At 51.4% G+C, this 24,549-nt stretch carries 26 protein-coding genes and 1 tRNA gene; 13 read left to right on the top strand and 14 right to left on the bottom strand.

Annotation, left to right across the window (positions count from 1 at the left end; all coding sequences use genetic code 11):
• Positions 1 to 31 precede the first annotated feature (31 nt).
• Positions 32 to 811, top strand: coding sequence for a helix-turn-helix transcriptional regulator (locus tag O3S68_RS14690; RefSeq protein ID WP_269231806.1), 780 nt, complete (start codon positions 32 to 34; stop codon positions 809 to 811).
• Positions 812 to 900: 89 nt separating this feature from the next.
• Here the strand turns inward: O3S68_RS14690 and ymcF are convergent, their stop codons facing one another.
• Both ymcF and cspE read right to left on the bottom strand, forming a co-directional pair.
• Positions 901 to 1,089: a cold shock small protein YmcF gene (gene ymcF / locus O3S68_RS14685; RefSeq protein ID WP_071925288.1), complete on the bottom strand. Its 189-nt coding sequence runs from the start codon at positions 1,087 to 1,089 to the stop codon at positions 901 to 903.
• Between the two features lie 9 nt (positions 1,090 to 1,098).
• Positions 1,099 to 1,311: a transcription antiterminator/RNA stability regulator CspE gene (gene cspE, locus O3S68_RS14680; protein WP_017457639.1), complete on the bottom strand. Its 213-nt coding sequence runs from the start codon at positions 1,309 to 1,311 to the stop codon at positions 1,099 to 1,101.
• 384 nt (positions 1,312 to 1,695) lie between these two features.
• Between cspE and uxuA the strand changes: the two genes are divergently transcribed.
• From uxuA to O3S68_RS14665, 3 genes are all read left to right on the top strand, one after another.
• A complete protein-coding gene (gene uxuA, locus O3S68_RS14675) occupies positions 1,696 to 2,763 on the top strand; it encodes a mannonate dehydratase (RefSeq protein ID WP_044489729.1) in 1,068 nt (355 codons plus the stop codon).
• 66 nt (positions 2,764 to 2,829) lie between these two features.
• Positions 2,830 to 4,164: a gluconate:H+ symporter gene (locus tag O3S68_RS14670; RefSeq protein WP_269231805.1), complete on the top strand. Its 1,335-nt coding sequence runs from the start codon at positions 2,830 to 2,832 to the stop codon at positions 4,162 to 4,164.
• Between the two features lie 186 nt (positions 4,165 to 4,350).
• Positions 4,351 to 5,556, top strand: a complete 1,206-nt coding sequence (locus O3S68_RS14665) for an MFS transporter (RefSeq protein WP_269231804.1) — start codon at positions 4,351 to 4,353, stop codon at positions 5,554 to 5,556.
• A 192-nt stretch (positions 5,557 to 5,748) separates the two neighbouring features.
• On the opposite strand, the gene O3S68_RS14660 is transcribed toward O3S68_RS14665, so the two are convergent.
• From O3S68_RS14660 to O3S68_RS14635, 6 genes are all read right to left on the bottom strand, one after another.
• Positions 5,749 to 7,209: a methyl-accepting chemotaxis protein gene (locus O3S68_RS14660; protein ID WP_269231803.1), complete on the bottom strand. Its 1,461-nt coding sequence runs from the start codon at positions 7,207 to 7,209 to the stop codon at positions 5,749 to 5,751.
• Between the two features lie 271 nt (positions 7,210 to 7,480).
• On the bottom strand, positions 7,481 to 7,753 hold the full coding sequence (locus O3S68_RS14655; RefSeq protein WP_020455113.1) for a GNAT family N-acetyltransferase: 273 nt from the start codon (positions 7,751 to 7,753) through the stop codon (positions 7,481 to 7,483).
• Between the two features lie 11 nt (positions 7,754 to 7,764).
• Positions 7,765 to 7,995, bottom strand: a complete 231-nt coding sequence (yjdI, locus tag O3S68_RS14650; protein WP_017457634.1) for a 4Fe-4S mono-cluster protein YjdI — start codon at positions 7,993 to 7,995, stop codon at positions 7,765 to 7,767.
• Positions 7,996 to 8,071: 76 nt separating this feature from the next.
• Positions 8,072 to 8,566 carry an AAA family ATPase gene (locus tag O3S68_RS14645; RefSeq protein WP_097406135.1) on the bottom strand — a complete coding sequence of 165 codons (495 nt, stop codon included), beginning with the start codon at positions 8,564 to 8,566 and terminating at the stop codon, positions 8,072 to 8,074.
• A gap of 210 nt (positions 8,567 to 8,776) precedes the next feature.
• On the bottom strand, positions 8,777 to 9,994 hold the full coding sequence (gene fliB, locus O3S68_RS14640) for a flagellin lysine-N-methylase (protein ID WP_269231802.1): 1,218 nt from the start codon (positions 9,992 to 9,994) through the stop codon (positions 8,777 to 8,779).
• Positions 9,995 to 10,102: 108 nt separating this feature from the next.
• The gene (locus O3S68_RS14635; protein WP_269231801.1) at positions 10,103 to 10,891 is read right to left on the bottom strand and encodes a hypothetical protein; all 789 of its coding nucleotides are present in this window, start codon (positions 10,889 to 10,891) and stop codon (positions 10,103 to 10,105) included.
• 404 nt (positions 10,892 to 11,295) lie between these two features.
• Between O3S68_RS14635 and O3S68_RS14630 the strand changes: the two genes are divergently transcribed.
• The 4 genes from O3S68_RS14630 to O3S68_RS24215 all read left to right on the top strand — a co-directional run bounded on the left by O3S68_RS14630 (position 11,296) and on the right by O3S68_RS24215 (position 13,703).
• The gene (locus O3S68_RS14630) at positions 11,296 to 12,459 is read left to right on the top strand and encodes a PAAR domain-containing protein (RefSeq protein WP_269231800.1); all 1,164 of its coding nucleotides are present in this window, start codon (positions 11,296 to 11,298) and stop codon (positions 12,457 to 12,459) included.
• Positions 12,443 to 12,715 (top strand): hypothetical protein, encoded by a 273-nt coding sequence (locus O3S68_RS14625; RefSeq protein WP_097406131.1) that lies wholly within the window; start codon positions 12,443 to 12,445, stop codon positions 12,713 to 12,715. Before O3S68_RS14630 ends, O3S68_RS14625 begins: the two co-directional genes overlap by 17 nt.
• A 452-nt stretch (positions 12,716 to 13,167) precedes the next feature.
• Positions 13,168 to 13,443 carry a hypothetical protein gene (locus tag O3S68_RS14620; protein ID WP_045512755.1) on the top strand — a complete coding sequence of 92 codons (276 nt, stop codon included), beginning with the start codon at positions 13,168 to 13,170 and terminating at the stop codon, positions 13,441 to 13,443.
• Positions 13,440 to 13,703 (top strand): hypothetical protein, encoded by a 264-nt coding sequence (locus O3S68_RS24215; protein WP_331275952.1) that lies wholly within the window; start codon positions 13,440 to 13,442, stop codon positions 13,701 to 13,703. The genes O3S68_RS14620 and O3S68_RS24215 overlap by 4 nt, the downstream gene beginning before the upstream one ends.
• Positions 13,704 to 13,891: 188 nt before the next feature.
• Here O3S68_RS24215 and O3S68_RS14615 read toward each other — a convergent pair.
• A tRNA-Gly gene (locus O3S68_RS14615) sits at positions 13,892 to 13,965 on the bottom strand.
• A gap of 203 nt (positions 13,966 to 14,168) precedes the next feature.
• Here O3S68_RS14615 and O3S68_RS14610 point away from each other — a divergent pair.
• Positions 14,169 to 14,585 carry a hypothetical protein gene (locus tag O3S68_RS14610; RefSeq protein ID WP_020455121.1) on the top strand — a complete coding sequence of 139 codons (417 nt, stop codon included), beginning with the start codon at positions 14,169 to 14,171 and terminating at the stop codon, positions 14,583 to 14,585.
• 55 nt (positions 14,586 to 14,640) lie between these two features.
• On the opposite strand, the gene actS is transcribed toward O3S68_RS14610, so the two are convergent.
• Positions 14,641 to 15,375 carry an amidase activator ActS gene (actS, locus tag O3S68_RS14605; protein WP_020455122.1) on the bottom strand — a complete coding sequence of 245 codons (735 nt, stop codon included), beginning with the start codon at positions 15,373 to 15,375 and terminating at the stop codon, positions 14,641 to 14,643.
• A 65-nt stretch (positions 15,376 to 15,440) separates the two neighbouring features.
• Positions 15,441 to 16,340: a LysR family transcriptional regulator gene (locus O3S68_RS14600; protein ID WP_269231799.1), complete on the bottom strand. Its 900-nt coding sequence runs from the start codon at positions 16,338 to 16,340 to the stop codon at positions 15,441 to 15,443.
• A gap of 218 nt (positions 16,341 to 16,558) precedes the next feature.
• Here O3S68_RS14600 and O3S68_RS14595 point away from each other — a divergent pair, with 218 nt between their 5' ends.
• From O3S68_RS14595 to idi, 4 genes are all read left to right on the top strand, one after another.
• Entirely contained in the window at positions 16,559 to 18,052 is a 1,494-nt protein-coding gene (locus tag O3S68_RS14595; protein WP_269231798.1) for a UbiD family decarboxylase, read from the top strand.
• Between the two features lie 10 nt (positions 18,053 to 18,062).
• A complete protein-coding gene (locus O3S68_RS14590; protein ID WP_020455125.1) occupies positions 18,063 to 18,650 on the top strand; it encodes a UbiX family flavin prenyltransferase in 588 nt (195 codons plus the stop codon).
• Positions 18,651 to 18,665: 15 nt separating this feature from the next.
• Entirely contained in the window at positions 18,666 to 19,382 is a 717-nt protein-coding gene (locus O3S68_RS14585; protein ID WP_269231797.1) for a DUF554 domain-containing protein, read from the top strand.
• A gap of 116 nt (positions 19,383 to 19,498) precedes the next feature.
• Complete coding sequence (gene idi, locus O3S68_RS14580) at positions 19,499 to 20,050, top strand: isopentenyl-diphosphate Delta-isomerase (protein WP_020455127.1); 552 nt, start codon at positions 19,499 to 19,501, stop codon at positions 20,048 to 20,050.
• 48 nt (positions 20,051 to 20,098) lie between these two features.
• Here the strand turns inward: idi and lysS are convergent, their stop codons facing one another.
• From lysS to recJ, 3 genes are all read right to left on the bottom strand, one after another.
• Complete coding sequence (gene lysS, locus O3S68_RS14575) at positions 20,099 to 21,616, bottom strand: lysine--tRNA ligase (RefSeq protein WP_269231796.1); 1,518 nt, start codon at positions 21,614 to 21,616, stop codon at positions 20,099 to 20,101.
• Positions 21,617 to 21,625: 9 nt separating this feature from the next.
• Positions 21,626 to 22,724, bottom strand: a protein-coding gene (gene prfB, locus O3S68_RS14570; protein ID WP_097406127.1) for a peptide chain release factor 2 whose coding sequence is annotated in 2 segments (ribosomal slippage) — positions 21,626 to 22,648 and positions 22,650 to 22,724 — 1,098 coding nt in all. Because the reading frame shifts where the segments join, the coding sequence is not laid out codon by codon here.
• A 91-nt stretch (positions 22,725 to 22,815) separates the two neighbouring features.
• A complete protein-coding gene (recJ, locus tag O3S68_RS14565; RefSeq protein WP_045512778.1) occupies positions 22,816 to 24,549 on the bottom strand; it encodes a single-stranded-DNA-specific exonuclease RecJ in 1,734 nt (577 codons plus the stop codon).

Below are 24,549 nucleotides of genomic sequence, written 5' to 3'. Positions count from 1 at the left end.
TGTACTTATACTGGTATTAATGAGTACCCCCATGGAAAGTACCTTATTTGCCGGGCCGAAAACCCTTGGCGCTTTTTTGCGATCGCAGCGGGAAAATACCGCGCCTGCGGATATTGGCTTGCCGGCGCAAGGGCGGCGTCGCACGCGTGGATTGCGGCGGGAGGAAGTGGCGCAACTTAGCGGCATCAGCACCACCTGGTATACGTGGATTGAACAAGGGCGGGATATTGTTGTTTCGCCGCAAACCCTGTCGAATATCGCCAACGTGTTAAAAATGAGCGCCGCAGAGCGCAAGTATTTGTTTCATCTGGCGCTGCAAAACGACCCGCAGGAAGAGCACGTCATTACCGTCGAACCTGCTGTGCTGGCCACGGTGAATCAGATGGCCTGCCCCTGCTATTTGCTGGATTTGACCTGGAATATGCTGGCGTGGAATACACCCGCTGAGACACTGTTCAGCGGCTGGCTGGATAAGGATACCCAACCGAATATGATGAGTTTTATGTTTCGCCACCCGCTGGCGCAAACGCTGGTTGTCAACTGGGAAACGCGCGCCAGCCGGATTGTCGCCGAGCTACGCGCGGACGCGATGCACTACCCGCACGACAAAGGACTGAACCAGTTTGTGCAGAGTCTGAGTAACGACAGCGAACTGTTTCGCGCGTTCTGGTCGCGCCAGCAAGTGGTGGTGCGTGAGGGTGGCGAGCGCGTTTTTCATCATCCGCAACAAGGCGAGTTGCACTACCGGCAGATGACCTGGCAGCTAACCAGCAACCGTTCGATCAAAATGATTATGTTAATGGACGAGTAATTCGGGCGCGGATTCTGTATATCGCAGAAAAAAATGAAGTTTATTGCTCGACATAAAAAAACAGGCCAGAAAACTGACCTGTTTTTTTATTATTTACGGAATTCCAGTGGCGCCTGGCTGGCCTGAACAAATGCGGCGATATTATCAAATGTGGTCATTGCTGATTTGCAAAAAATACATTTGGCACCTGCCGGATTTTTCTCAGTTATATCAAAGCTGGAAATTCGGTATTGCGACCCGTGACAGCACGGGCAGCGAAAATGAATACGATTAATAATTCTAAATCCTTAGCGCGGAACCACGTTGGCCGCAGCCGGACCTTTCGGGCCGTTCTCAATAGTAAACTCAACCTCTTGATTTTCTTCAAGAGTACGGAATGCATTGCTCTGGATAGCGGAGAAATGTACGAATACATCTTTGCTGCCATCTTTCGGAGTAATGAAACCGAAGCCTTTCTCAGCGTTGAACCATTTAACGATACCGTTCATTTTAGTAGACATGCTTATTACCTTCTTTTTGTTCGCCGAATGCGGCAGTAATGGTCTGAGACATTATTTTTTATCAGAGTGTAAAGCGAAGACCCAAAAAGAAGTAGCAAGGAGGTACTTAGAGATGAGAAAGACTTTAGTGAACTGCTGGAGATAATGATTTATCAAACCGACGACGCATTAACGCATGGTTGCTTTGACAGCGCAAGCACTATTTTAAAAATATTTGTCAGTAAAACGTTATCAGCAGATTAACGTGCTGTTCTGTTTGCTTCTCAGGGATTCAATCCTGGCGAAGGGGTTTGTGTGAAGTGGATCGCACAAATGCGCTTACCATCCGGCTATTATCAATACTAGTATGGTAGTTAAGCAAAACGTTTAAGGGTGGTAATGAGCATGCAAATGACAATGCGCTGGTTTGGTCCAGTTGAAGACAAAATTCCGCTGGAGCACATCCGGCAAGTTCCCGGCGTCGAAGGTGTCGTTGGCGCGCTTTATGATGTTCCGGTTGGCGACGTGTGGCCTAAAGAGAAAATCCGCGCGCTTGCCGATCAGGTTCATCAGGCTGGTTTAAAAATGGAAGTCATTGAAAGCGTTAACATTCACGATGATATCAAAATTGGCCTGCCCAGCCGCGAGCAGCTAATTGCCAACTACCAGCAAACTATTCGCAACCTGGCGGAAGTCGGCGTCAAGGTGATTTGCTATAACTTCATGCCGGTTTTCGACTGGATGAAAACCGACATGAACTATGTTCTGCCAGACGGTTCACTCACCATGGCGTTCGAGAAAAAAGGTATCGATAAAACTCTTGATGAAGTCGTGAAAGAGGTGCTGGAGAATTCCAACGGTTTCGCCCTGCCCGGCTGGGAGCCAGAAAGGCTGGCAAAAGTGCAGGAGCTGTTTGCCAAATATAAAGATGTCGACGACGCGAAATTGCGCGAAAACCTGGTGTATTTCCTTAAACGCATTATTCCGGTGTGTGAAGAAGTCGGCATAAAAATGGCCATTCACCCGGACGATCCGCCGTATTCTATTTTTGGGCTGCCGCGTATTGTAAAAAACCGCGACGATCTCGACTGGATTTGTAATGCGGTGGATTCAGAAGCCAATGGTATTACATTATGCACAGGCTCCATTGCTGAAGATCCGGATAATAATGTCTACCAAATCCTCGCAGAATTTACCCGCCGCAAACGTATTCACTTTGCCCACGTTAGAAATATTAAACTCATTAAAGATAAAGATTTTTATGAGTCTGCGCATTTATCCCGCTACGGATCGCTGGATATGTTCCAGATAATGAAATCACTTTACGATAACGGCTTTGATGGTTATATCCGCCCCGACCACGGGCGCTTTATCTGGGGCGAAACCGGGCGTCCGGGCTACGGGCTTTACGACCGCGCCCTCGGTGTCACCTACCTGCACGGTTTGTGGGAAGCACTCGAAAAACAACATTAATAAAATGTCATTCAGGCCGGTGGCTCCACCGGCTTTCATGTAAGGCAAATCCGAAAGGTATTCTCTATGTCCCCGTTGTTAGCGCTATTTTGGGTGCTGGTTGGTATTGCGCTCCTGGTCGTTATGAATCTTAAATATAAATTTCACAATATTTTCGCCTTGCTGATTGCGGGGATATTTGTTGCGATCATGGAAGGTATTCCGCTGGATAAAATTGTCACGGTTATTCAGGACGGACTGGGAAGTATTCTCGGCCATCTTGCATTGATTATTATATTTGGCGCTATCATCGGTAAATTCATGACCGAATCTGGTGCCAGCCAGCGTATTGCGGATAGCGTTATTGAACGCTGCGGAACGCGTTTCCTTTCGGTCGGGCTGATGTTTATCGGCGTTATTTTTGGCATCGCCATGTTTTATGAAGTGGCATTTCTTATTGCAATGCCGCTGATGCTGAATATCGCTAAAAAAGCCAATATTCCGTATATGAAATTAGTGGTGCCCACCGTGGTTGGCGCGACCATGGGACACAGCCTTTTCCCGCCGCAGCCCGGCCCGGTCGCGCTCATCAGCGCATTCAACGCCGACATTGTGCAGGTCTATCTGTACGGCATTTTAGTGATTATCCCGGCGCTGTTTTGCGCGGGCATTCTGCTGCCCAAATACCTGCCGGGTATTAACGCGATTCCGTTGAATTCGCTACTGAAACCGGTCGAAGAGAAAACCGCGCAGGATCTGCCACCGTTCAGCATCAGCATTCTGATCCCGCTGATCCCGGCGGTGCTAATGATTGTCGCGTCGATTATCAAAGGGTTAATGCCCGCAGGCTCGGAGCTGGTAAAAGTCTGCACCTTCTTTGGCAGCGCGGAAATCAGCATGCTGTTAGCCACGCTGGCGGCAATCTGGTTTCTTGGCATCAAGCGTGGGATGTCAGCGGAAGGCGTCACCCACTGCGCCAGCGACGCGATTGCGAAAATCGCCAATGTGCTGTTTGTCATCAGCGCCGGCGGCATTCTGAAACAGGTGATTGTAGTTTCCGGTGTGGGGAACCATATCGTGGACATTATGAGTCACGTCCCACTGTCGCCGTTTATCGTGGCGTGGATAATCACGGCGATAATCCGCATTCTCACCGGACAGGGCGCCGTCGCGGCCATCACCTCGGCGGGTATCGTTGCGCCGATGGTCAGCGCGTTTCACCTCAATCCGGCACTGATGTGCCTGGCCGTTGCCTGCGGCAGCAACACCATCACACTGATGTACGACGGCGGTTTTCTGCTGTTTAAAGAGACGTTCGGCATTTCGATGAAAGACACCTTCAAAACCTGGGGGCTGCTGGAGTTAATAAACTCGGTGGTCGGCTTAGGTATGGTTCTGCTGCTCAGCCTGTTTATCGCGTAGCGGATGAAAACCGACGGGGACAAGGATGTGCCCGCCCCCTTCTCTTTCGAGAAAAGTGATGCTAGGTTTACAGATCTCTGCAATTCATCAGGCTCGCCAATGTAACGACATTTTCTTTGTGAACATACCTTTGCACCGTGCGCTGTATGCCGCACGCGGTTTTCTGTTTACGTGAGAATGTCGACAATGAACACATTATTGATGGTTCTGGTGCGCGCGCTGCGCCAGCACCGCTGGCTGTGCTTGTTTGGTAGTGCCTATCTTTTTTCTTCTATCGGCAATGGGTTAACGCAAACCCTGATCCTTGGTCAGTTATTACGCTGGCATGCCTCCCCGGCAACGCTCACGCTGAGCTATATGCTGGCTACGCTACCCGGTTTTTTTGGCAGTTTATTAGGGGAATACGGGTGCCGGCGTGTTTCGCCGCTGCGCTTACTGTTGCTGTGTGAGCTAATTGGCCTTGCCGGGCTGCTTTTCCCCCTCTACGGCTTGCTGGCGCACAGCATTCCCGCGCTGCTTGCAGTGCAATCACTCGAAGCATTTGCCGCCGGGTTATCCTGGCCTGCCATGAGCCTGGTTTTTAAACGGGGTTTAAGCGCAAACGAACTGCCGGCGGCGACCAGTATGGAAACCGTGATTTTCGCCTCTCAGGTGTTGTTGGGCGCAGGCGCTGGCGTGGTGCTTTTTGACCGGGTATCACCGTTGTCACTGCTGTCAATCGATGCCATCAGTTTCGTGTTGTCTACGGTGTTGCTATGCGCCACGGCACGTTACCTGCCGCAGGTAAGCCACGAGGATCGCCACGAAAAGAGGGTGATCCTGCGCTGGCATCATTTACCGGTCATTCAAAAACGCAGCTTGTTGTTGTTACCAGCGCTTGCCGCCGTTGGCGCACCGGCAATGGCGTTGCTGCCGGCGCTGATACAGCAAATGCGTCCCGCTGAAACCACTGAGCTTGCACTGCCGCTTATCTTTGCGCGCAGCCTGGGCCAACTTTGTGGCCCGCTGCTACTAAAGGCCGATAACCTCGAACGCTATGCCAGCCACAACCGGTATCTCGTCGGCTGTTTACTGGCCTTTCTGGCGGCTTACTGTGTGCTGCCGGGTTTAACATCCTTTCCTGAAATCGCGCTGCTCATCATCTTTGCGGCGCATCTGGCGTCGAATATGGTCTTTGCCGTCGGGACATTCGGCTTGTTGCACAATTTCCATGCCGATACCGTTCCCACCGCCACGGCAAAAGTATGGCGCTGGCAATCGTGCTGTGCCGCCGTGGCGACACTGATTGCCGCCTTACTGGCGGCAGAATGGGGGGCAGCGCAGGCGTTATATACAGTTTCATTCAGCACGCTGGCGCTGGTGATGATGGTGCTGCTGCGCTATCGCAGCTGATTTATGTGAGCACAGCGTCATTCTGGCTGAGCTGCCATCAGATAAGGCGTGTAGTGAGGCTGGCTATTGTATTTCGGCTGGATAAGCAGCCTGGCGAAACCTGAACGTTGTCTGCGTTTCGCTCCCTGCGTTTTACGCGGCGCAGGGAGCGGATGGGGGAGTTAATACGGGTTTTGCAGCCCTCCTGCACGGTCAGTGGACTGACGGCGTTTTTTTCTGCTCATCAAGGGAAAAGAACGCCACAACATCGGCCAGCTGCTGCGCGTACTGATCCATGCTTTGCGCGATTCCCGCCGACTGCTCGACGAGCGCTGCATTTTGCTGCGTGGCTCTATCCATCTCGTTGAGCGCAACTGCCACCTGGTTCACACCGGTGCGCTGCTCTTCGGAGGAGTGGGTAATCTCATTCATAATGGCGCTAACTTGCGATATTGAATCCACCACGTTTTCCATCGCTTTCGCTGCATCCTGAACTTGATTCGCGCCAGCGCTGACATCGTGCATTGAGCCCTGGATGAGCGAATTGATCTCATCGGCGGCTTCAGCGCTTCGTCTCGCCAGGCTACGCACTTCGCTTGCCACCACGGCAAACCCTCGCCCACGCTCCCCGGCACGTGCTGCCTCTACTGCGGCATTCAGCGCCAGAATATTCGTCTGATGCGCGATACCATTAATGACATGGTTAATCTCTGCAATATGCGCCGTGCTTTGTTCAATTTTTTTCATCCCGGCGATCACGATCGACATGGACTGTGCGCCAGCTTGCGCGATTTCATTGGCTTTTGCCGCTAACATATTCGCCTGATGAGCATGCTCGGTGTTACCGACAACGGTGGTTTTTATCTCTTCCATGCTGGCGGCGGTCTGTTGTAAAGCGCTGGCCTGCTGTTCAGTACGTGAAGCGAGATCGTGATTGCCGCTGGCCATTTCGCCGGAGATTAATTTTATCTGCGCGGCCGATGTCTTAAGCGAAGCGGTGATTTTTGTCAGCGATGCTCTCATTCCATCAAGTTCATGGTGCACCCCATTAATATCGCCACCGCTATTATCAGCGTCGTGATGCAAATCCCCTTGCGATATCCTATGAATATTCTTTTTGATTGTATTGGTAATACTCAAAAATTCATTGCGCAATATAAAGAACAAAATCACTGATGCAATTAAAAACGCAGATAATGTGGTTATGATAGTGATAACCGTAAATCTATGGGCAGAAGCTACATAATCCTGTGTACCCTGAACATCATATTTGACGATTAATCCACGAAAATTCCTGGCCAGCTTATTAAACGTATTAACATTTTCACGCGTTGGCTCTTGTTTAATCGACTCAATAGCTGAGGTGAGTTCCCGCGTCATTTTCACGCCACTTTCGGTCTTGACCGGCGCAACCTGAAGAAAACCGTTATAGGCTCTGGCAACCTCTGCCAGCGCCGCACTTCTCTGGGTCGCTGTCAGGCCTTCGAACTGCAAACGTCCACTCGTCTGAGCAAGCGCATCATATTGATAAAACCCGAGAGCTAAGCCCCTCACGCTCTCTTTGATATTGTTCAGAGCGAGCAGCGAATAGCCCGAAACAAATAAAAGCGAAGTAAAAAGAATCACGTAGGAAAATATAACGGTATATTTTAATCTTCCCTTCTTTACAGACATACCCCATCCTTGATTCATCAAGTAAATTTCAATTTGTTTCACCATGAATAAAGCACAAGGAAAAACGCATACTGCAACGATAAACGCAGTCTGCGCCCAATGGGTTATTCAGGATTATTAGCAACGCTAACATATACTCCTTCACCCATAAGGAAACAACTATTTTGCCAAAAATGAATAAATTCTGAAAATGCGAATTAATAAAGCGAAAAAATCAAAAGCTATTTACTGGATTGCATATCAAAAATACCGGCGTTGCCGGTATTTTTATTTACGCACGGATATCGTCATATTCGCGAGTGTTGTCAAACTCGTGTTTGGCAAAGGGACACAACGGGATGATTTTACGGTTTTCCGCACGCATTTTTTCCACCACTCGCGCGACCAGCTGCTTACCTACGCCTTGCCCTTTAAGGCTCGGATCCACATCCGTATGTTCAATAATGCTTAAATGCTCGCCGGTGGGAACGAAGACGATTTCAGCAACCTGCGTTCCCTGGGCGTCATTAACATAAAACTTGTTGTGGCCTTCCAGAATTTCCATGGTTTTCTCACTTAGTTGTGGCGGTACTTCAGCGCACCGCTCGGGCAGGTATCAATGACTTTCACCACCGTTGCGACATCCACTTCATCGGGAATGATCCACGGTTTGCGTTTCAGGTTAAAAAGCTTCGCGCTGCCGCGTACGCAGTTTCCCGCGTGCTGACAGACCGCAGTATTGAAATAAACGTCAATCTTTTCACCGGTATAGACGCGGTAACCCGCGTCCAGCAGTTCCTTATCCATGACATTGCCCCTGTTCTTTTTGGTGTTGGAAAAGTAAGCATAGCCGCTCTACTTTTACGCACCCTCCGGCGTTTAATCAATAACGAACGATACGAAACCCTTCTTGTTCAGTCGGTTCGACAAAGTAGCGGGTAATAAGCGCAAACTGCTCGTCGGTAGCGGCAAAATCGTGGTCGCCTGCGGCATTTCGCTGGCGTAAACGCGCCTTGCAAATCTCATCGCTAACCGGCAAGTAGTGCAACAAATGCGGCGCGCCGGATTCGTTAACGATCGACATCATCCACTGCCGACTGGCCAGCGTGTTGGCGGGAAAATCGAGAACCACATTGACGCCTGCACGCAGTAGCGCGATGGCATGCGGCTTGATGGCGGATTTTAATTTTGCCGAGTAGAAAACGTAGTCCTCAACGGTGGTCATCGCGTCCTTAAATAACAACGATAACCAGCTATCTTCGCTCAGCACCACCGTGCACGGCGCTTTTGCCAGCTCGCTGGCAAGCGTCGATTTACCCGATGCGATTTTGCCGCACAGAAGATGGAGTGTTGCAGAAGAAGCGGAACAAACATTCATAACATCACCTCGCAGGTTGCTGCCAGCAAGGCCCCGCCGTGCTGGCGGGAAAAGGACGAACGTTATCCCACCGGTCGATTGACAGTGCGAATAATGCTCGCAATAGATAAATAGGATGAATATTTAACAGGCATGCTGGCAACGTAGCAGCAAACCTGCTCCGTTGCCAACGGTTTGTATGGGTGGGGCTTATAGCCAGCCCCATCGTGGTTAGCCGATCAACAGCAGGCAGGAGAGATCATCGCCACCGTTTATCGTATCGATCGCGGCATCCATGCGTTTGTTGATGGTGCTGTTATGCATGGTTTTTTCAGAAAAACTGGCGATCGTTTTCATCACCAGTGGCTGGTCTATCTCAACATGCAGCGACTGTACGCTGAGGAACGTTTTGAGATAAAAATAGTCCATAACGATGCGATAAAACTGGCGCAATATTGTCGCCGTATTCGTGCCGGGAAAATCGCTTTCATAAAGCTTATACAGTAAGTAGTTTCGCAGCACATGCGGTTCACCCAGACAGGAATGCTTGCACAATTGCTCCCACTGCTGATCAAGAGCGGCAAACTTCTCACTCAGCGCCGACGCTTTCGTCTCTGGCGTAATTGCCAGATATTCAGCAACTTGAAGGTGCCCTTGTGATATCAGCGGATCGCGCGAAGCGTATTTCGCCACATGTTTACCCATCACGGTTAACGCATCGACTTTCATACTGGCCGCGCGAACGGTATTTTGCGCACGAAGCAGCGTTCGACCGTTCTGTAGTTCATCGATCAGCCCTGCATAAAAGTTTTCCACTTCAGCCAGATTATTCTGCAGATCAAAGTTGAGCATTTGCAGATAGAGAATAAATTGCGCCAGCGCCATCAAATTCTCTTCAATATTGTTGCTCTGCGCCTGAACCAGATTCCAGGCGAAAAGATGTATCAGATGGCCCACCTGGTCTCGCGGCTTTTGCTGCTGCAGTAATTTTACTTTTGAGCGGGCAACCAGCGTGCTTTTCTCTTGCAGCAGCATGCTTTGCGGGTCGAAAAGCACCTGGCGTACCACTTCCGGGCAGGAGAGCGTCATGCTAAAGCGTACTTCATCGGCATATTTGCGTACACCACGCGGATAGGTTGAGCATGTAGGGGATAACGCTTTTTCACCTAAATCACGGTGAACCATGCAAAGTCGGTTTTCATCAACAAACGGGCACTGCTTATCCTCATTCAATTTAATGACCGAATATTCATTTTTGCCGTTATGAACCGGGATTAAATTCTCTTTCGCAATGGCTGCAATAACAGGATTGGATGAGGACAGATAACGTTGATGCGTTTTCTTATCAATATTTATTTTCCAGCTACGGCAGCAGGAAATTAAACAATCCGGGCCAACGCATTTGAATTTATCAAAGAAAACAGGTGTCACTGTTTTATGGTGTCGCATAATACATTCTTTATAAATGAAAAGCAGAAAGTTACACGACAAAAGTGAATATCAAAAGTTGCATAAGCGCGCACAACATTCAGCATTTCACCACATGGTTCCGCGCGCTTAAAATCCTGGAGTTAGCTCCATCTGCGAAATGATATTTCCACTGCCGTTAAGATTCTGCTCAACAGAGGCAACATCGTTGCGCTCATTGCCAGACGCTTTTCCCTCTTCCCGCATTTTGCTTTTAATCAGCGACAGCAGCGATTTTAGCTCCCGGAGCGCTTCTTTCAGGGAACGGGCATCTTCCTGACGCTGGCTGGCGTTTTGTAGCGTATTGATAACGTTATCGATAGTAGATTGTACGCCCGCGATCTCTGCCGACTTTTCTTTTCCGGTCGGATTTTCTTCGTCGCTCACTTCAGCGTCAGAGGCGGCCTGCGCTTTTATGGCAGATTCATCGCTTTCACCGGTAGAAGCTTGTGCTGCGTCAGAAGCGTTAGCATCGGCACCATTGCCTGCACCAGTGTTATCACTCTGACCTAGCTGGGAAGCGAGTTGTCCAAGCTGAGATGACAGCTGTTTGAGCTGTTTCATAATGTAGCCCCCGGAGCCGCCAAACAACATGGCCAGCGCTTTCAGGCGGGCGATTTCCCGTTTCAATGCCTCAAGCTTTGCGCGCGCATTCGCTTTACTGTTCCGGGCATTTTCCTGCGTAAAGCGATTAAGCGTAGTGAGGTTTTCCTGCAAATTTTCGTAATACTCTTTCGCCTGCGGGCTGAGCGTCACGATGCTGGCAGGCGTGGGGTTAACTGCACTGGTGCGGGTGGCCTCCTGAGTACGAACCGTTCCTCCTTTGGCGGAAGAGGATACGTAAAGATCGAGAGAGCCAGTAAACGTGGGGCGAAGCATGCGCAATACTCCTGAAGTCCATTGCTCATATTAACGGCAGCAGGGAATAAAACTTTATGCGTAAAAACGTGATGACAGGCCTTCATGCTCTAACAGAGAACCTCACGCAACACCTGAAATGCCTCTTCTGATGCTATTTAAAAATCAGAATTTAACGTAAGCATATTCTCTATAAAAATCAGGATACGTGTTTGTAGAATAATCCCCCGGCAGGAGAGTGAAAAAACCAAACTCAGAGGAGAGAAATATAAATTACTGGCGATATGCGCCTCTATTTATGATTCATCAAACTGTTATGCGGGCAGCATAATTAGTGATTATTGAATGGTCAGGATGAAAACAACAGGTAAATCGAAATGCTTGCGTAAGTATCTCTGTAAATAAAATTTATTAAGGATGATTCTATGCCAACGGGTTATTTTCTACGTCTTGGCGATAAGACAACATGCGGCGGCCGTATTCTTTCAGGCTCTCCGCGCCATAGCTTTGGCGGGATGGCGACCGCAAGGAATGGTGACTCTGTATCGTGTGGTAAAGATGGAAAGATCTACTACATCGCGGGTGGCATACCCGATTACTGGATTTATGGCGTTGCAGCAGCAGGGACGTTGCATAGCCGAAGCACATGTCCCTGTAGAGCAAAATTTATTTCGTCATTTCCAAATGCCTCTTATTGGCTTGAAGAAGCAAAACCAGTTAAAGCCATTCCTGTCGCTGCCCCGCCAGTTGCAAACGCTCCTCCTCAACCTGCAAAAATTGCAGAACCTGAACAATATGCACAAGCGGCGAAGAAGAAAAATAACTTTGCGGACACCTGTGGGCCCGAAGATAACCCGCTATTGAACGGCGTTTATATCTGGACTGAAATCAAAAGAGCAGGTCACGTTTTCGTTTCGGTACATGAGAACAACACTGTCTCCCTTTACACATACGGGCGATACGGTAGAACCGATCCCGGAGGTTTTACGGGAGACGGTATTCTTAACTTCCTGCAAGATGAAGACGCAAGGGATTACTATAGGGTCGAGCTATATCGGATGGGCGCAAGAGCATTCCGTATAGGTGACGCTGACCCGACGAAAACGAGGCAATTTTTTGAAGATCTTTGGAACAAAGGCGAACCAGCGATTCAAACATCTAAGATGGAAGAAAAAATCAAGCGAAGAGGCCACACCATCGATGAGTACGACGTAACAGGAAATAATTGTACCACTCACTCTGTTGAGGGAATTAAGTTTGCCGGGTCGATGGTATTCGAACATAGCTACACATCCACCACGACTCAGATTCCTATCGAGTTAGAAGAAGATTTCACCATTCCTCTCTCATTGCAGCGTTATCTTGAGATCAAAAGTTCTGACTTCTCATCAATGACGGTCATTGAAATGACGGACGAGTTTAAAAAACTCTATTCCAATAAGGATAATTTATCGCCCTATCAAGAGTCACCAAAAGGGAAAATTCAGCATATTGCGGCGGGGTTCGCCGCTACTGGTGATTCATTATCACAATATTCCAGCGGTACTTTTGGCGGTGTATTAGGTGGATCTTATGACGTTGACGAGTAGAACTAAAACCATTCTCCGATGGGGAGGGATTTGTATTGTCTGCCTAGGTTACTTCCTTGGGTTGTTTGTCGCCTCACAAGCATTCGCTATTTTCTCTGAAAATCAGACCCTTGTTTCAAACCCTGTTCCATTAAAAGAGTATTACCAGGCGATTGATTCACTTATGCAAGCTACAAACGGCATTTATAACGCCGCCTTCTTTGGCTTTGCGATCTGTGTGCCGCTCATCTTACTTATCTTTAAAAAGGTAAGATGATGGATAAGAAGTACTGGATCAGGTGGGCGTGTATCGCGCTTATTTGCGTTGCTTATTACGTTATCGTGATTTGCTTCGAGCTTGTATTCGCAGTGAACTTTTCAGAAACAGTAATCCATGGATGGGATTTTACAACGTCTCAGTTGGCCAGGTTTGTTATGGGGCTATCGCAAAATCCCCAAGATTTGGCGTTAGCCTTTATTGTGGGTTTCGCTGTCTGCATCTCATTGTTCTTTCTCATCTTCAAGAAAATGAGATTGAGATGTCCTCAATGCTTGTTGTAGAGATGATGGTTGTGTTCAAAGAACAGTATCCAAATTCGGGTCATTTGCAACCATACCAGTAAACTCCCGGCGGCGTAGTTGAGCATGTTTTAGCAGAAGGTGCAGCCACAGGAGATTCATTATCTCCCTATTCCGGCGGTACTGTAGGCGGTGTATTAAGGGGATCTTATGACAATGAAGAATAGAGTTAAAACCATCCTCCGATGGGGTGGAATTAGCATAGTATCACTTTGCTACTTTATTACATTGATAGCATCAACATTCGCTTACAGTGCATTCAGTGAGAGTGAAAGTATGCGTTTTTCTGGCCCAATCCCATTAAAAGAATACAAAGCATCAATAGACTCGCTCATGCAAGCCACTGATGGCGTTTTTAGTGTTGCCTTCTTTGGTTTTGCGATCTGTGTCCCGCTGATCTTAATTATCTTTAAAACGGTACGATAATGAATAAGAAGTACTGGATTAGGTGGACGAGTATCGCGCTCATCTGCGTTGCGTATTACGTTATCGTGCTTTACTTCGATCTTGTATTCGCAGTGAACTTTTCAGAAACAGTAAGCCAGGGATGGGATTTTACGCCCTCTCAGTTGACCTGGTTTGTTATGGAGTTATCGAAAAATCACGTTGATTCGGCATTAGCCTCTCTTATAGGTTTCGCTGTCTGCGTTCCTCTGATCTTGCTCATCTTCAAGAAAGTGAGATGACCGCCAAAGGCTGGAGAGATCCAGCCTTTCCCTTTCTTTTTATTAAGACAATACACGCCGAATACCCGTTGGTGGTTCGTCGTTGAATGTCAGAACGTTCAAAAACAACTTTCGCATAGTAAGCTTCTGAAACTAAACACATATAAACCAATTTCGGCGGTGTTTTATGAGAAAGAAGAAGGGAATTCTGGAGCGGGCGAAGGGAATCGAACCCTCGTATAGAGCTTGGGAAGCTCTCGTTCTACCATTGAACTACGCCCGCATTGAGATGCGACAGGCATTATAACCTCTTAGCGCGTGAGAGCAAGGCGAGTTTGCGGGTAACCGCTGGAGTTTTAAGCAGTTAATCTTCTCTGGTATAGCGCCGTCATTTTGTTGCGAAAATTAGGACAACATAACCTCCCGCGTTACGCTTTCAGGCATAGCATAGCTCCCGTAGTTCCCACTCATTTTCAGAGAATCGCTATGAACGCTAAGCCGTTGGTTTTGGGATTTATTATTTTTGCGGGCTCGTTGAATACTGCACTGGCGGATAGTTGCCAATCGAACATTTTTGGCGGCCAGGATTGCCGCTATGACGATGGCACAACATCCAGCAGCCAGGCCAATATTTTCGGCGGGCAGGATACCAGGTACAGCGACGGAAGAACCACAACCAGCCGAGCCAATATCTTTGGTGGGCAAGATACAACGTCCAGTGACGGTAAATCATCCAGCAGCAGAGCGAATATCTTTGGCGGCCAGGACACCGATTACAGCGACGGTAGCCATTCCAGCAGCCGGGCCAACATTTTCGATGGCCAGGATACTAGCTACAGCAACGGTAAGTCCTCAACCAGCCGCGCAAATATCTTCGGTGGCCAGGATACGCAAAACAATTAATTCCAGACAACTATTCGAGCTAACAGGCCGGGCGACCGCCTGTTAGCTTTACTCATCAGCATTTCGGCGGGCTGCCCTGAGGCGGTAAATAACGCAGCGGATCGATAGCTGTCGCCTTATAGCGCAGCTGGAAGTGCAGGCGCACGGAATCCGCGTCACTGCTGCCCATGGTGGCGATCTTCTGCCCCGCTTTCACACTCTGCCCGTTATTGACCAGCAGCGTATCGTTGTGCGCGTAAGCGGTAATGTACTCTTCGCTGTGCTTAATCATGATCAGGTTACCGTAGCCGCGCAGCTGATTGCCGACATAGACCACCTTCCCGGCGCCAGAGGCATAAACCGGTTGGCCGCGTGTACCAGCGATATCAATGCCTTTGTTCCCGCCATCAGAGGTGGAATAGGTCATGATGACTTTTCCGGTTGTCGGCCAGCGCCAGCAGCGTTGCCCTACCGGCGGCCACGACGAGAGCGGAACCTGCGAGGAAGGCACCACTTTCGCAGTCTTAGTACCGGATTTTGTCGAGGATGAGGTGGTTTTCGACGAGCCATTCACTTTCAATCGCTGCCCCACTTCAATGGTATACGGCGGTGAAATACCGTTCATGCTGGCAAGATCTTTTACGCTGGTGCCGGTAATACGGGATATGCGGTACAGGGTATCGCCCCGCTTCACCGTATAAACGGAGCCGGAATAAGTAGAGTTACTACCGGCGCAGCTCGCCAGCAGCAAACTGATTGCCAGGCAAATGACAATACGAAACGGGCTTTTCGTCAGGCATCCTGCGCGCAAAACAGATCCTCGAATAGAATAAATGGCGACATATCATACCAGCCACTCGCCGGTTGCTAAACCCTTCAAACGGAGTTGCGCGGAATCGGGTAACCCTGCGCGATAATTTCCATTATCTCCGGCAAAAAAGGTGTGGAGGGCATCTTCACCAGCGCCGGATAAAATACCTGCGGTGAGGGAAACACATCCACCACATGGCAATGGCTGAGTTTACAGGCGTCGACTTCCGATGACGGCAGCAGCGTTGCCGCGGCAAGGCCAGACTCCAGCCACTCCAGAATCACCCCCGGCTGGGTGATGTGCATAATCACCTTCGGGTTACCACCCGCTTTACGAAACAGATCGATCAGCATCTCGTAAGTACCCGCGTCTTTTGCCCGGTGCAGCACCACCAGCGGGAACGCCGCCAGCGCCTGGTAATCAAACGGGCTCACAGGGGCTTGCGCCAGGCACTGCTTACTGATCACCGCCACCAGCCGCACCGGATCAAAAGACACATAATCGAAGCCTTCGCTGCGATAAGGCCGCTGGATCATCGCCAGATCGATCGTGCCTTCATTGAGCATGGTTTCTAAGTGGCTGGAATCGGTAACGGATATATTAATTTCAGCATCGGGGTGGCGCTTATAAAGCTCCAGTAATAACGGTTTAAAATAGCATTGAAAAAGATGGGTTAAGCCGAGTCTTAGCTGGAATTTTTCTTTATTGGCAATTGCTACAGTTTCCCGTGCCGTATCTTCAACCTGACGTAATATTTCACAGGCTTTACGATAAAGAAAATAACCGGCTTCTGTGGGTTCAATTCTGTTTCCCTGACGCGAAAATAAGGAAACCTGTAACTCTTCCTCCAGTTCCTGGATCCGTTTACTGAGCGGCGGCTGCGCCATATTCAGCACTTTCGCCGCCTGGCTTACGGAGCCCTGCTCTACCACACGGCAAAAATAACGCAATCTTTTCAAATCCATACCGCTTTTCTCCGCTATACCTGAGCGCTCAGTATCACACCTGGCGTAAAAAAGGAAAAGCACGACATTTTATGTCATTTATCAACCTGAATTTAACATTCTTATAAAGAGTACTTTTTTGATCTGGTCTGCCTCAGGAAAACGGTATTTGTTTAATCACCACAGGAAAAATAAGGTAACGGCAGTCAGTAAATTCCCATCTGAAAATGGAAAAGACCATGTCAAATAGCAAAAATAATAATGCCAGCGGCGTTTGCGATTTACGTTCTGCTCTTGAATTACTCAAAACATTGCCCGGCGAATATGTGGAAACCGACACCGAAGTGGATCCACACGCGGAACTCTCCGGGGTTTATCGTTATGTTGGCGCAGGCGGAACCTGCCAGCGCCCGACGCGGAAAAACGGCCCGGTGATGGTGTTCAACAAGGTAAAAGATTTTCAGGATATCAGCGTCGCCATCGGCCTCAACGGTTCCCGCAAACGCGTCAGCCACTTCCTCAACTGCGCGCCGGAAAAACTTGGCCACCTGCTGAAAGATTCGGTACAAAACCCGATTCCGCCAGTGCTGACCCAAGACCACGCGGTGTGCCAGGAAGTGGTGCATCTGGCGAGTGATGCGAATTTCGATCTACGCAAATTGCTACCTGCGCCAACGAACACCGAAGAAGATGCTGGCCCCTACATCACCATGGGTTTGTGTTACGCCTCTGATCCAGAAACGCGTGAATCCGATATCACCATTCACCGCCTGTGCGTGCAGAGCCGCGATGAACTGTCGATGTGGCTAACGCCGGGTCGCCATATCGACGCATTTCGCATGAAAGCGGAAGCAGCGGGGAAACCGCTGCCGATCTCCATCAGTATCGGTGTCGATCCGGCAATTGAAATTGCCGCCTGTTTTGAGCCGCCGACCACACCGCTGGGTTATGACGAACTGAGCGTTGCCGGTGCGCTACGCGGGCACGCCGTGGAAATGGTGCAGTGTAAAACCATCAACGAACGCGCCATTGCCCATGCGGAAATCGTTATTGAAGGCGAACTGCTGCCGCACGTGCGTCTGCGTGAAGATCAGAACACCGATACCGGCAAAGCGATGCCTGAGTTTCCTGGCTACACCGGCGAAGCCAAAGAAGCCCTGCCAGTTATCAAGGTGAAAGCGGTAACCCATCGCTATAACCCGATCTGGCGTACCACGGTTGGGCCGGGCGAAGAACACGTCAACATGGCGGGTATTCCGACAGAAGCCAGCATTCTTGATATGGTGGGGCGCGCCATGCCGGGTAAACTGCTTAACGTCTTCGCGCACTCAGCGGGCGGCGGCAAGCTGCTGGCAGTGATGCAATTCAAAAAATTCTCGCCTGCGGATGAAGGTCGTCAACGCCAGGCCGCGCTGCTTGCATTCTCCGCGTTCCCGGAACTGAAACACGTGATTCTGGTTGATGAAGATGTCGACATTTTCGACAGCGACGATGTGCTGTGGGCGATGCAAACCCGTTATCAGGGCGATGTCGATACCGTCACCATTCCCGGCGTACGTTGTCACCCGCTCGATCCATCGCAGGTGCCGGAATACAGCCCGAGCATTTTGCAGCAGGGCATGTCCTGCAAAACCATTTTTGACTGTACGGTGCCGTTCCATCTGAAAAGCCACTTTGAACGCTCGAAATTCAAAGCGGTGGATGTGAAACGCTTCCTGCCAGATTTCGAATAAGGGGGCCGGTGTGACCACATTGCAACGCATCATTGTTGGCATCAGCGGCGCTTCCGGTTTTCAGTATGGCGTGAAAGCACTTGAGCTTTTGCGCGGGCAGCCCCTGGAAGTCCATTTGGTTGTCTCGAAAGGGGCGGAAAAAACCTGTGCGCTGGAGACGGATTATCAGCTAGATGAGGTGATGGCGCTTGCGGATGTGGTGCATCCTGTCGGCAATCTTGGGGCTGCCATTTCCAGCGGATCGTATAAAACCATGGGCATGCTGGTTGCGCCCTGCTCCATGCGAACGCTGGGATCTATCGCCAACTGCCTGACGGATAACCTACTCACCCGCGCCGCCGACGTGGTGCTCAAAGAGCGCCGCCGTCTGGTGCTGCTGGCGCGCGAAACGCCGCTTCATCTCGGGCATATTCGCAATATGCAGGCAGTGACCGAAATGGGCGGGATTATTTTCCCGCCGGTCCCGGCGCTCTACCAGCGTCCGCAATCCACTGATGAGATCATTACCCACAGCGTCAGCCGTGCGCTGGATCTGTTTGGTATTGATGTGAAAAATCTCCCGCGCTGGGGCGAGGGAAACCTCGCTCATCACGCGTAACGTGCAGGAAACATTATGTTAATCGGTCCTTATGTGAACGGCGCCGCCGTCATTGTTGGTGGTCTGCTCGGTTCACTGGTTGGTACGCGCATTCCCGAACGTGTGAAAGTGGCGCTGCCGCTGACATTTGGTTTGTGCTCTGTTGGTCTGGGTATCAATCTCGTTATTAAAGTAAAATTTATGCCCGCCGTGGTGCTGGCGATGGTAATCGGCGCGGTGATCGGCGAAGCGTTTTTCCTCGAAAAACAGATCGGCAAAGCGGCCGGCACCACGCGTGGTTTAATCAACCGTATTTTCCCGCCGGTTCAGGGTCTTACCCATGATGAATTCACCGAGAAGTTCGTCGCCATTCTGGTGCTGTTTTGCGCCAGCGGCACGGGGATTTTCGGTGCGATGCATGAAGGCATGACCGGCGATCCCTCGATTTTGTATATCAAGACGGTGCTGGATCTGTTCACGGCGGCGATTTTTGCCACCATGCTCGGCTTCTCGGTGATGACTATCGGTATTCCGCTGATCATCGTCCAGGTGACGCTGGCTACGCTCGCGGTCTTTATCCTGCATATGATCACCCCGGATATGATGGGCGACTTCTCCTGCGCGGGTGGTTTAATCATGGTGGCGACCGGGCTGCGAATCTGTAATATCAAGCCCTTTCCGGTGGCGAACATGCTTCCCGGTCTGGTACTGGTGATGCCCTTTTCCGCTCTCTGGGCCACTCTTTTTGCCTGAGCCTCGGATATACTAGCGTTTGCCCGGTGGCGCTGTGCCTGGCAGGTCCGTGAGATCGCGTTCTTCCGGTAAGTCAGGCATAGCGCCACCCGGCGTTGTTATGTTCGGGAGTCGTTATGGTTATACAAGAGCACGTTATTTTAGTTAACGACCAGGGAGAGGTACTCGGCACAAAGGAGAAATATGCCGCGCATACCTCACATACACCGCTGCATCTGGCTTTCTCCTCCTGGCTTTTTCGCCCGACAGGCGAATGTCTGGTTACCCGCCGCGCCATGAGTAAAAAAGCCTGGCCCGGCGTCTGGACCAACTCCGTTTGCGGCCATCCGCAAATGGGTGAAACCATTGAGCAGGCGATTGTCCGCCGCTGTCGCTACGAAGTGGGAGCCGAAATCGCCGCTATCACCACTATCGCACCGGGTTTTCGCTACCGGGAAACCGATCCTTCAGGCATTGTCGAAAATGAGATCTGCCCGGTCTTTGCCGCAGAGATCGTATCGCCGCTTAAAATAAACAGTGATGAAGTGATGGAATATCAGTGGGTTAAACTGGATGCGTTGCTGCACGCGCTCAATGCTGCGCCCTGGGCTTTCAGCCCGTGGATGGCGGCGGAAGCCACAAGCGCGGAAAAGCAGTTACGACAATTTGCCGCAGAATTAGCGCAATAAAAAAGCCCCGACGCGACAAACGCCGGGGCTTTTTTTATCGCTGAGCGATTATTTCAACGGACGCATCGCCGGGAACAGGATCACATCGCGAATGGTATGGCTGTTGGTGAACAGCATCACCATACGGTCGATACCGATACCCAGACCGGCAGTCGGCGGTAAGCCGTGTTCCAGCGCGGTCACGTAGTCTTCGTCGAAGAACATTGCTTCGTCGTCGCCCGCTGCTTTCGCATCGACCTGATCCTGGAAGCGCTGCGCCTGATCTTCCGCGTCGTTCAGCTCGCTAAAGCCGTTACCGATTTCACGTCCGCCAATGAAGAACTCAAAGCGGTCGGTGATTTCCGGGTTCTGATCGTTACGACGCGCCAGCGGCGAAACTTCCGCCGGGTATTCGGTAATGAAGGTCGGCTGGATCAAGTGCGCTTCAGCCACTTCTTCGAAGATCTCCGTGACAATACGGCCCAGGCCCCAGCTCTTCTCAACCTTGATACCGATGCTGTCAGCAATTGCTTTCGCGCTGTCGAAATTATCCAGATCCGCCATGTTGGTTTCCGGACGGTATTTCTTGATCGCTTCGCGCATGGTCAGTTTTTCGAACGGCTTGCCGAAATCAAACACTTCGTCGCCGTACGGCACTTCGGTTTTGCCGAGGATGTTCTGCGCAAGCGTACGGAACAGAGATTCGGTCAGCTCGATCAGATCTTTATAATCCGCGTACGCCATATAGAGTTCCATCATGGTGAACTCAGGGTTATGGCGAACGGAGATACCTTCGTTACGGAAGTTACGGTTGATTTCGAACACGCGCTCGAAACCGCCAACCACCAGACGTTTAAGGTACAGTTCCGGCGCGATACGCAGGTACATGTCGAGATCCAGCGCGTTATGGTGGGTGACAAACGGACGCGCAGACGCACCGCCCGGGATCACCTGCATCATCGGCGTTTCCACTTCCATAAAGTCGCGGCCTACCATGAACTGGCGGATACCGGCCAGGATCTGCGAGCGCACTTTGAAAGTGTTGCGGGATTCATCATTCGAGATGAGATCCAGGTAACGCTGACGATAGCGCGCTTCCTGATCCTGCAAACCGTGGAATTTGTCCGGCAACGGACGCAGCGCTTTAGTCAGCAGGCGCAGCTCGGTGCAATGGATAGAGAGTTCACCGGTCTTGGTCTTGAACAGCTTGCCGCGCGCGCCGAGGATATCGCCGAGATCCCATTTTTTGAACTGCTCGTTGTAGACACCTTCCGCCAGATCGTCACGAGAGACATACAGCTGAATGCGGCCCCCCATGTCCTGCAAGGTTACGAAAGAGGCTTTACCCATGATGCGGCGGGTCATCATACGGCCCGCAACGGCGACTTCAATGCCCAGCGCTTCCAGCTCTTCGTTCTCTTTGGCATCGAATTCCGCATGCAGCTTGTCAGAGGTCTGATCGCGACGGAAATCGTTCGGGAACGCCACGCCCTGCTCACGCAGTTGCGCCAGCTTCTCGCGGCGAGTTTTCAGTTCATTATTAAGATCGACTGCCGCGTCAGCGCCTTGTGCTTGTTGTTCAGACATGTTGGTTCCTCATAACCCTGCTTTCAAACTTGCTTCGATAAATTGATCCAGGCTGCCGTCCAGCACCGCCTGCGTGTTGCGGGTTTCAACCCCGGTGCGCAGATCTTTAATGCGGGAATCATCCAGGACATAAGAGCGGATCTGGCTGCCCCAACCGATGTCCGACTTGGTGTCTTCCATCGCCTGTTTCTCAGCATTTTTCTTCTGCATTTCCAGTTCATAAAGCTTCGCCTTCATCTGCTTCATGGCCTGGTCTTTGTTCTTATGCTGGGAGCGGTCGTTCTGGCACTGCGTGACCAGCCCGGTTGGAATGTGGGTAATACGCACCGCGGATTCCGTACGGTTTACGTGCTGACCGCCCGCGCCGGATGCGCGATACACGTCAATGCGCAGGTCCGCCGGGTTGATTTCGATATCAATATCGTCATCCACTTCCGGGTAGACAAACGCGGAGCTAAACGAGGTGTGGCGACGTCCGCCGGAATCGAACGGGCTCTTACGCACCAGGCGATGAACGCCGGTTTCGGTACGCAACCAGCCGTAGGCGTAATCACCCATGATCTTAATGGTGACAGATTTAATGCCGGCAACTTCACCTTCGGACTCTTCAATGATCTCGGTTTTAAAGCCGCGCGCTTCCGCCCAGCGCAGGTACATGCGCATTAACATGCTCGCCCAGTCCTGCGCTTCGGTGCCGCCGGAACCCGCCTGAATATCCAGGTAGCAGTCGGCGCTGTCGTACTCGCCAGAGAACATGCGGCGGAACTCCAGCTGCGCCAGTTTCTCTTCCAGCACATCCAGTTCGGCGACCGCTTCGTTAAAGGTTTCTTCGTCTTCGGCTTCAACCGCCAGATCCAGCAGGCCGCTGACATCTTCCAGCCCCTGACGCATTTGATCCAGCGTATCAACGATAGCTTCGAGTGAGGAACGCTCTTTGCCCAGCGCCTGTGCGCGCTCAGGTTCGTTCCACACGTCCGGCTGTTCCAGCTCGGCGTTTACTTCTTCCAGACGCTCTTTCTTGGCGTCATAGTCAAAGATACCCCCTAAGAACGTCGGAGCGCTCCGTGAGGTCCTGAATACGATTTTTTACCGGGTTAATTTCAAACATGGTCTGATTTCTTTTAATGGACTAGTCAAAATGCGGTGATAAGGGCGGAAGTTTACCGGATTCCCGCCCTGTTTTATAGCGAATACTGGCGCTAAAGTGGCCAGAGATTCTCGATGATCAGCTGTACGCTACGATTGCCGCGAAACTCGTTCACATCCAGTTTATAAGCAATATTTACCTGCCGCACACCGTTGTCCGGCCAGCAGGAGGTATCGACGTTAAAAGCGATACCATCAAGCAGCGGACCGCCGCCAACCGGCTCCAGCATCACCTTGAGATGACGCTCACCCACCAACCGCTGCTGCAGGAGGCGAAACTCACCGTCAAACAGCGGTTCCGGGAACATTTGCCCCCAGGGGCCAGCTTCCCGCAGCATCTCCGCGACTTCCAGCGTCATCTCCTGCGCCGACAGCGGGCCGTCAGAGACAATCTCACCTTGTAATAACGCCGGATCCAGCCATTCGGTCACCAGCTCGCCAAAGCGCTGGCGGAACTCTTCAAAACGGTTTTCTTCCAGCGTCAAACCGGCCGCCATTGCGTGACCGCCGAATTTGAGCATCATGCCAGGAAACAGCATATCCAGACGCTCCAGCGCATCACGCATATGCAGCCCCTGAATCGAACGCCCCGAGCCTTTCAGCACCCCGTCTCCGGCTGGCGCGAAGGCGATCACCGGGCGGTGAAAGCGCTCTTTAATGCGCGAAGCGAGAATGCCGACCACTCCCTGATGCCACTCGGGATGGTACATCGCTAAGCCGCCGGGCAACGTTTCACCGCTGCGTTCAAGCTGCTCGCACAGCGTCAGCGCTTCTGCCTGCATCCCCTGCTCAATCTCTTTGCGCGTCTGGTTCAACGCGTCAAGATCGCTGGCTAACTGGCGCGCTTCGCCAAGGTTATCGCACAGTAACAGCGCAACCCCTACCGACATATCATCCAGCCTGCCTGCCGCGTTAAGGCGCGGCCCGAGCGCAAAACCGAGATCGCTTGCCGCCAGCTTTTGCGCGTCGCGGTTGGCAATTTCCAGCAGCGCCTTAATGCCCGGACGGCAGCGTCCGGCGCGAATACGGCTCAGCCCTTGCCAGGTCAGAATGCGGTTATTGGCATCCAGCGGCACCACGTCCGCCACCGTTCCCAGCGCAACCAAATCAAGCAGTTCCGCCAGATTTGGCATCGCCAGGCCGCGCGCCTCAAACCAGCCGTTGTCACGCAAAAAGGCGCGCAGCGCCAGCATCAGATAGAACGCGACGCCAACCCCGGCCAGCGACTTCGACGGAAAATCACAGTCGCGCAGATTCGGGTTAACAATGGCTTCGGCATCCGGCAGCGTGTCACCCGGCAGGTGGTGATCGGTCACTACCACCGGAATGCCGAGTTCATGCGCCCGCGCCACGCCGGCATGTGAGGAGATGCCGTTATCCACCGTCAGAATAAGCTGCGCACCGCGCGCATGCGCTTGATCAACCACTTCCGGGCTCAGCCCATACCCGTCGTCAAAACGGTTCGGCACCAGGTAACTGACGTTTTCGCAACCGAGCGCGCGCAATGCCAGCACGCTAAGGGCGGTGCTGGTTGCGCCATCCGCATCGAAATCGCCCACCACAATAATGCGCAGCCCTTCACGTAAGGCGTTATAAAGCTGCGCCACTGCATCATCGATACCGGTAAGTTGTTGCCACGGCAGCATGCCTTTAACACTGCGTTCCAGTTCACTGGCCGTGCGCACACCGCGGCTGGCGTATAAGCGACGCAGCAGCGGCGGCAAGTCTGCGGCCAGTTCTGCTGCGTCATCCACCTCACGGCGGCGAAGTTGTATCTGAGCTTTCAC

The organism is Kosakonia sp. SOY2, assembly GCF_027109175.1.
In the GTDB taxonomy this organism is placed as follows: domain Bacteria; phylum Pseudomonadota; class Gammaproteobacteria; order Enterobacterales; family Enterobacteriaceae; genus Kosakonia.
Note: the sequence above shows the minus strand (reverse complement) of the source record. Positions and strands in the feature narration are given on the sequence as shown.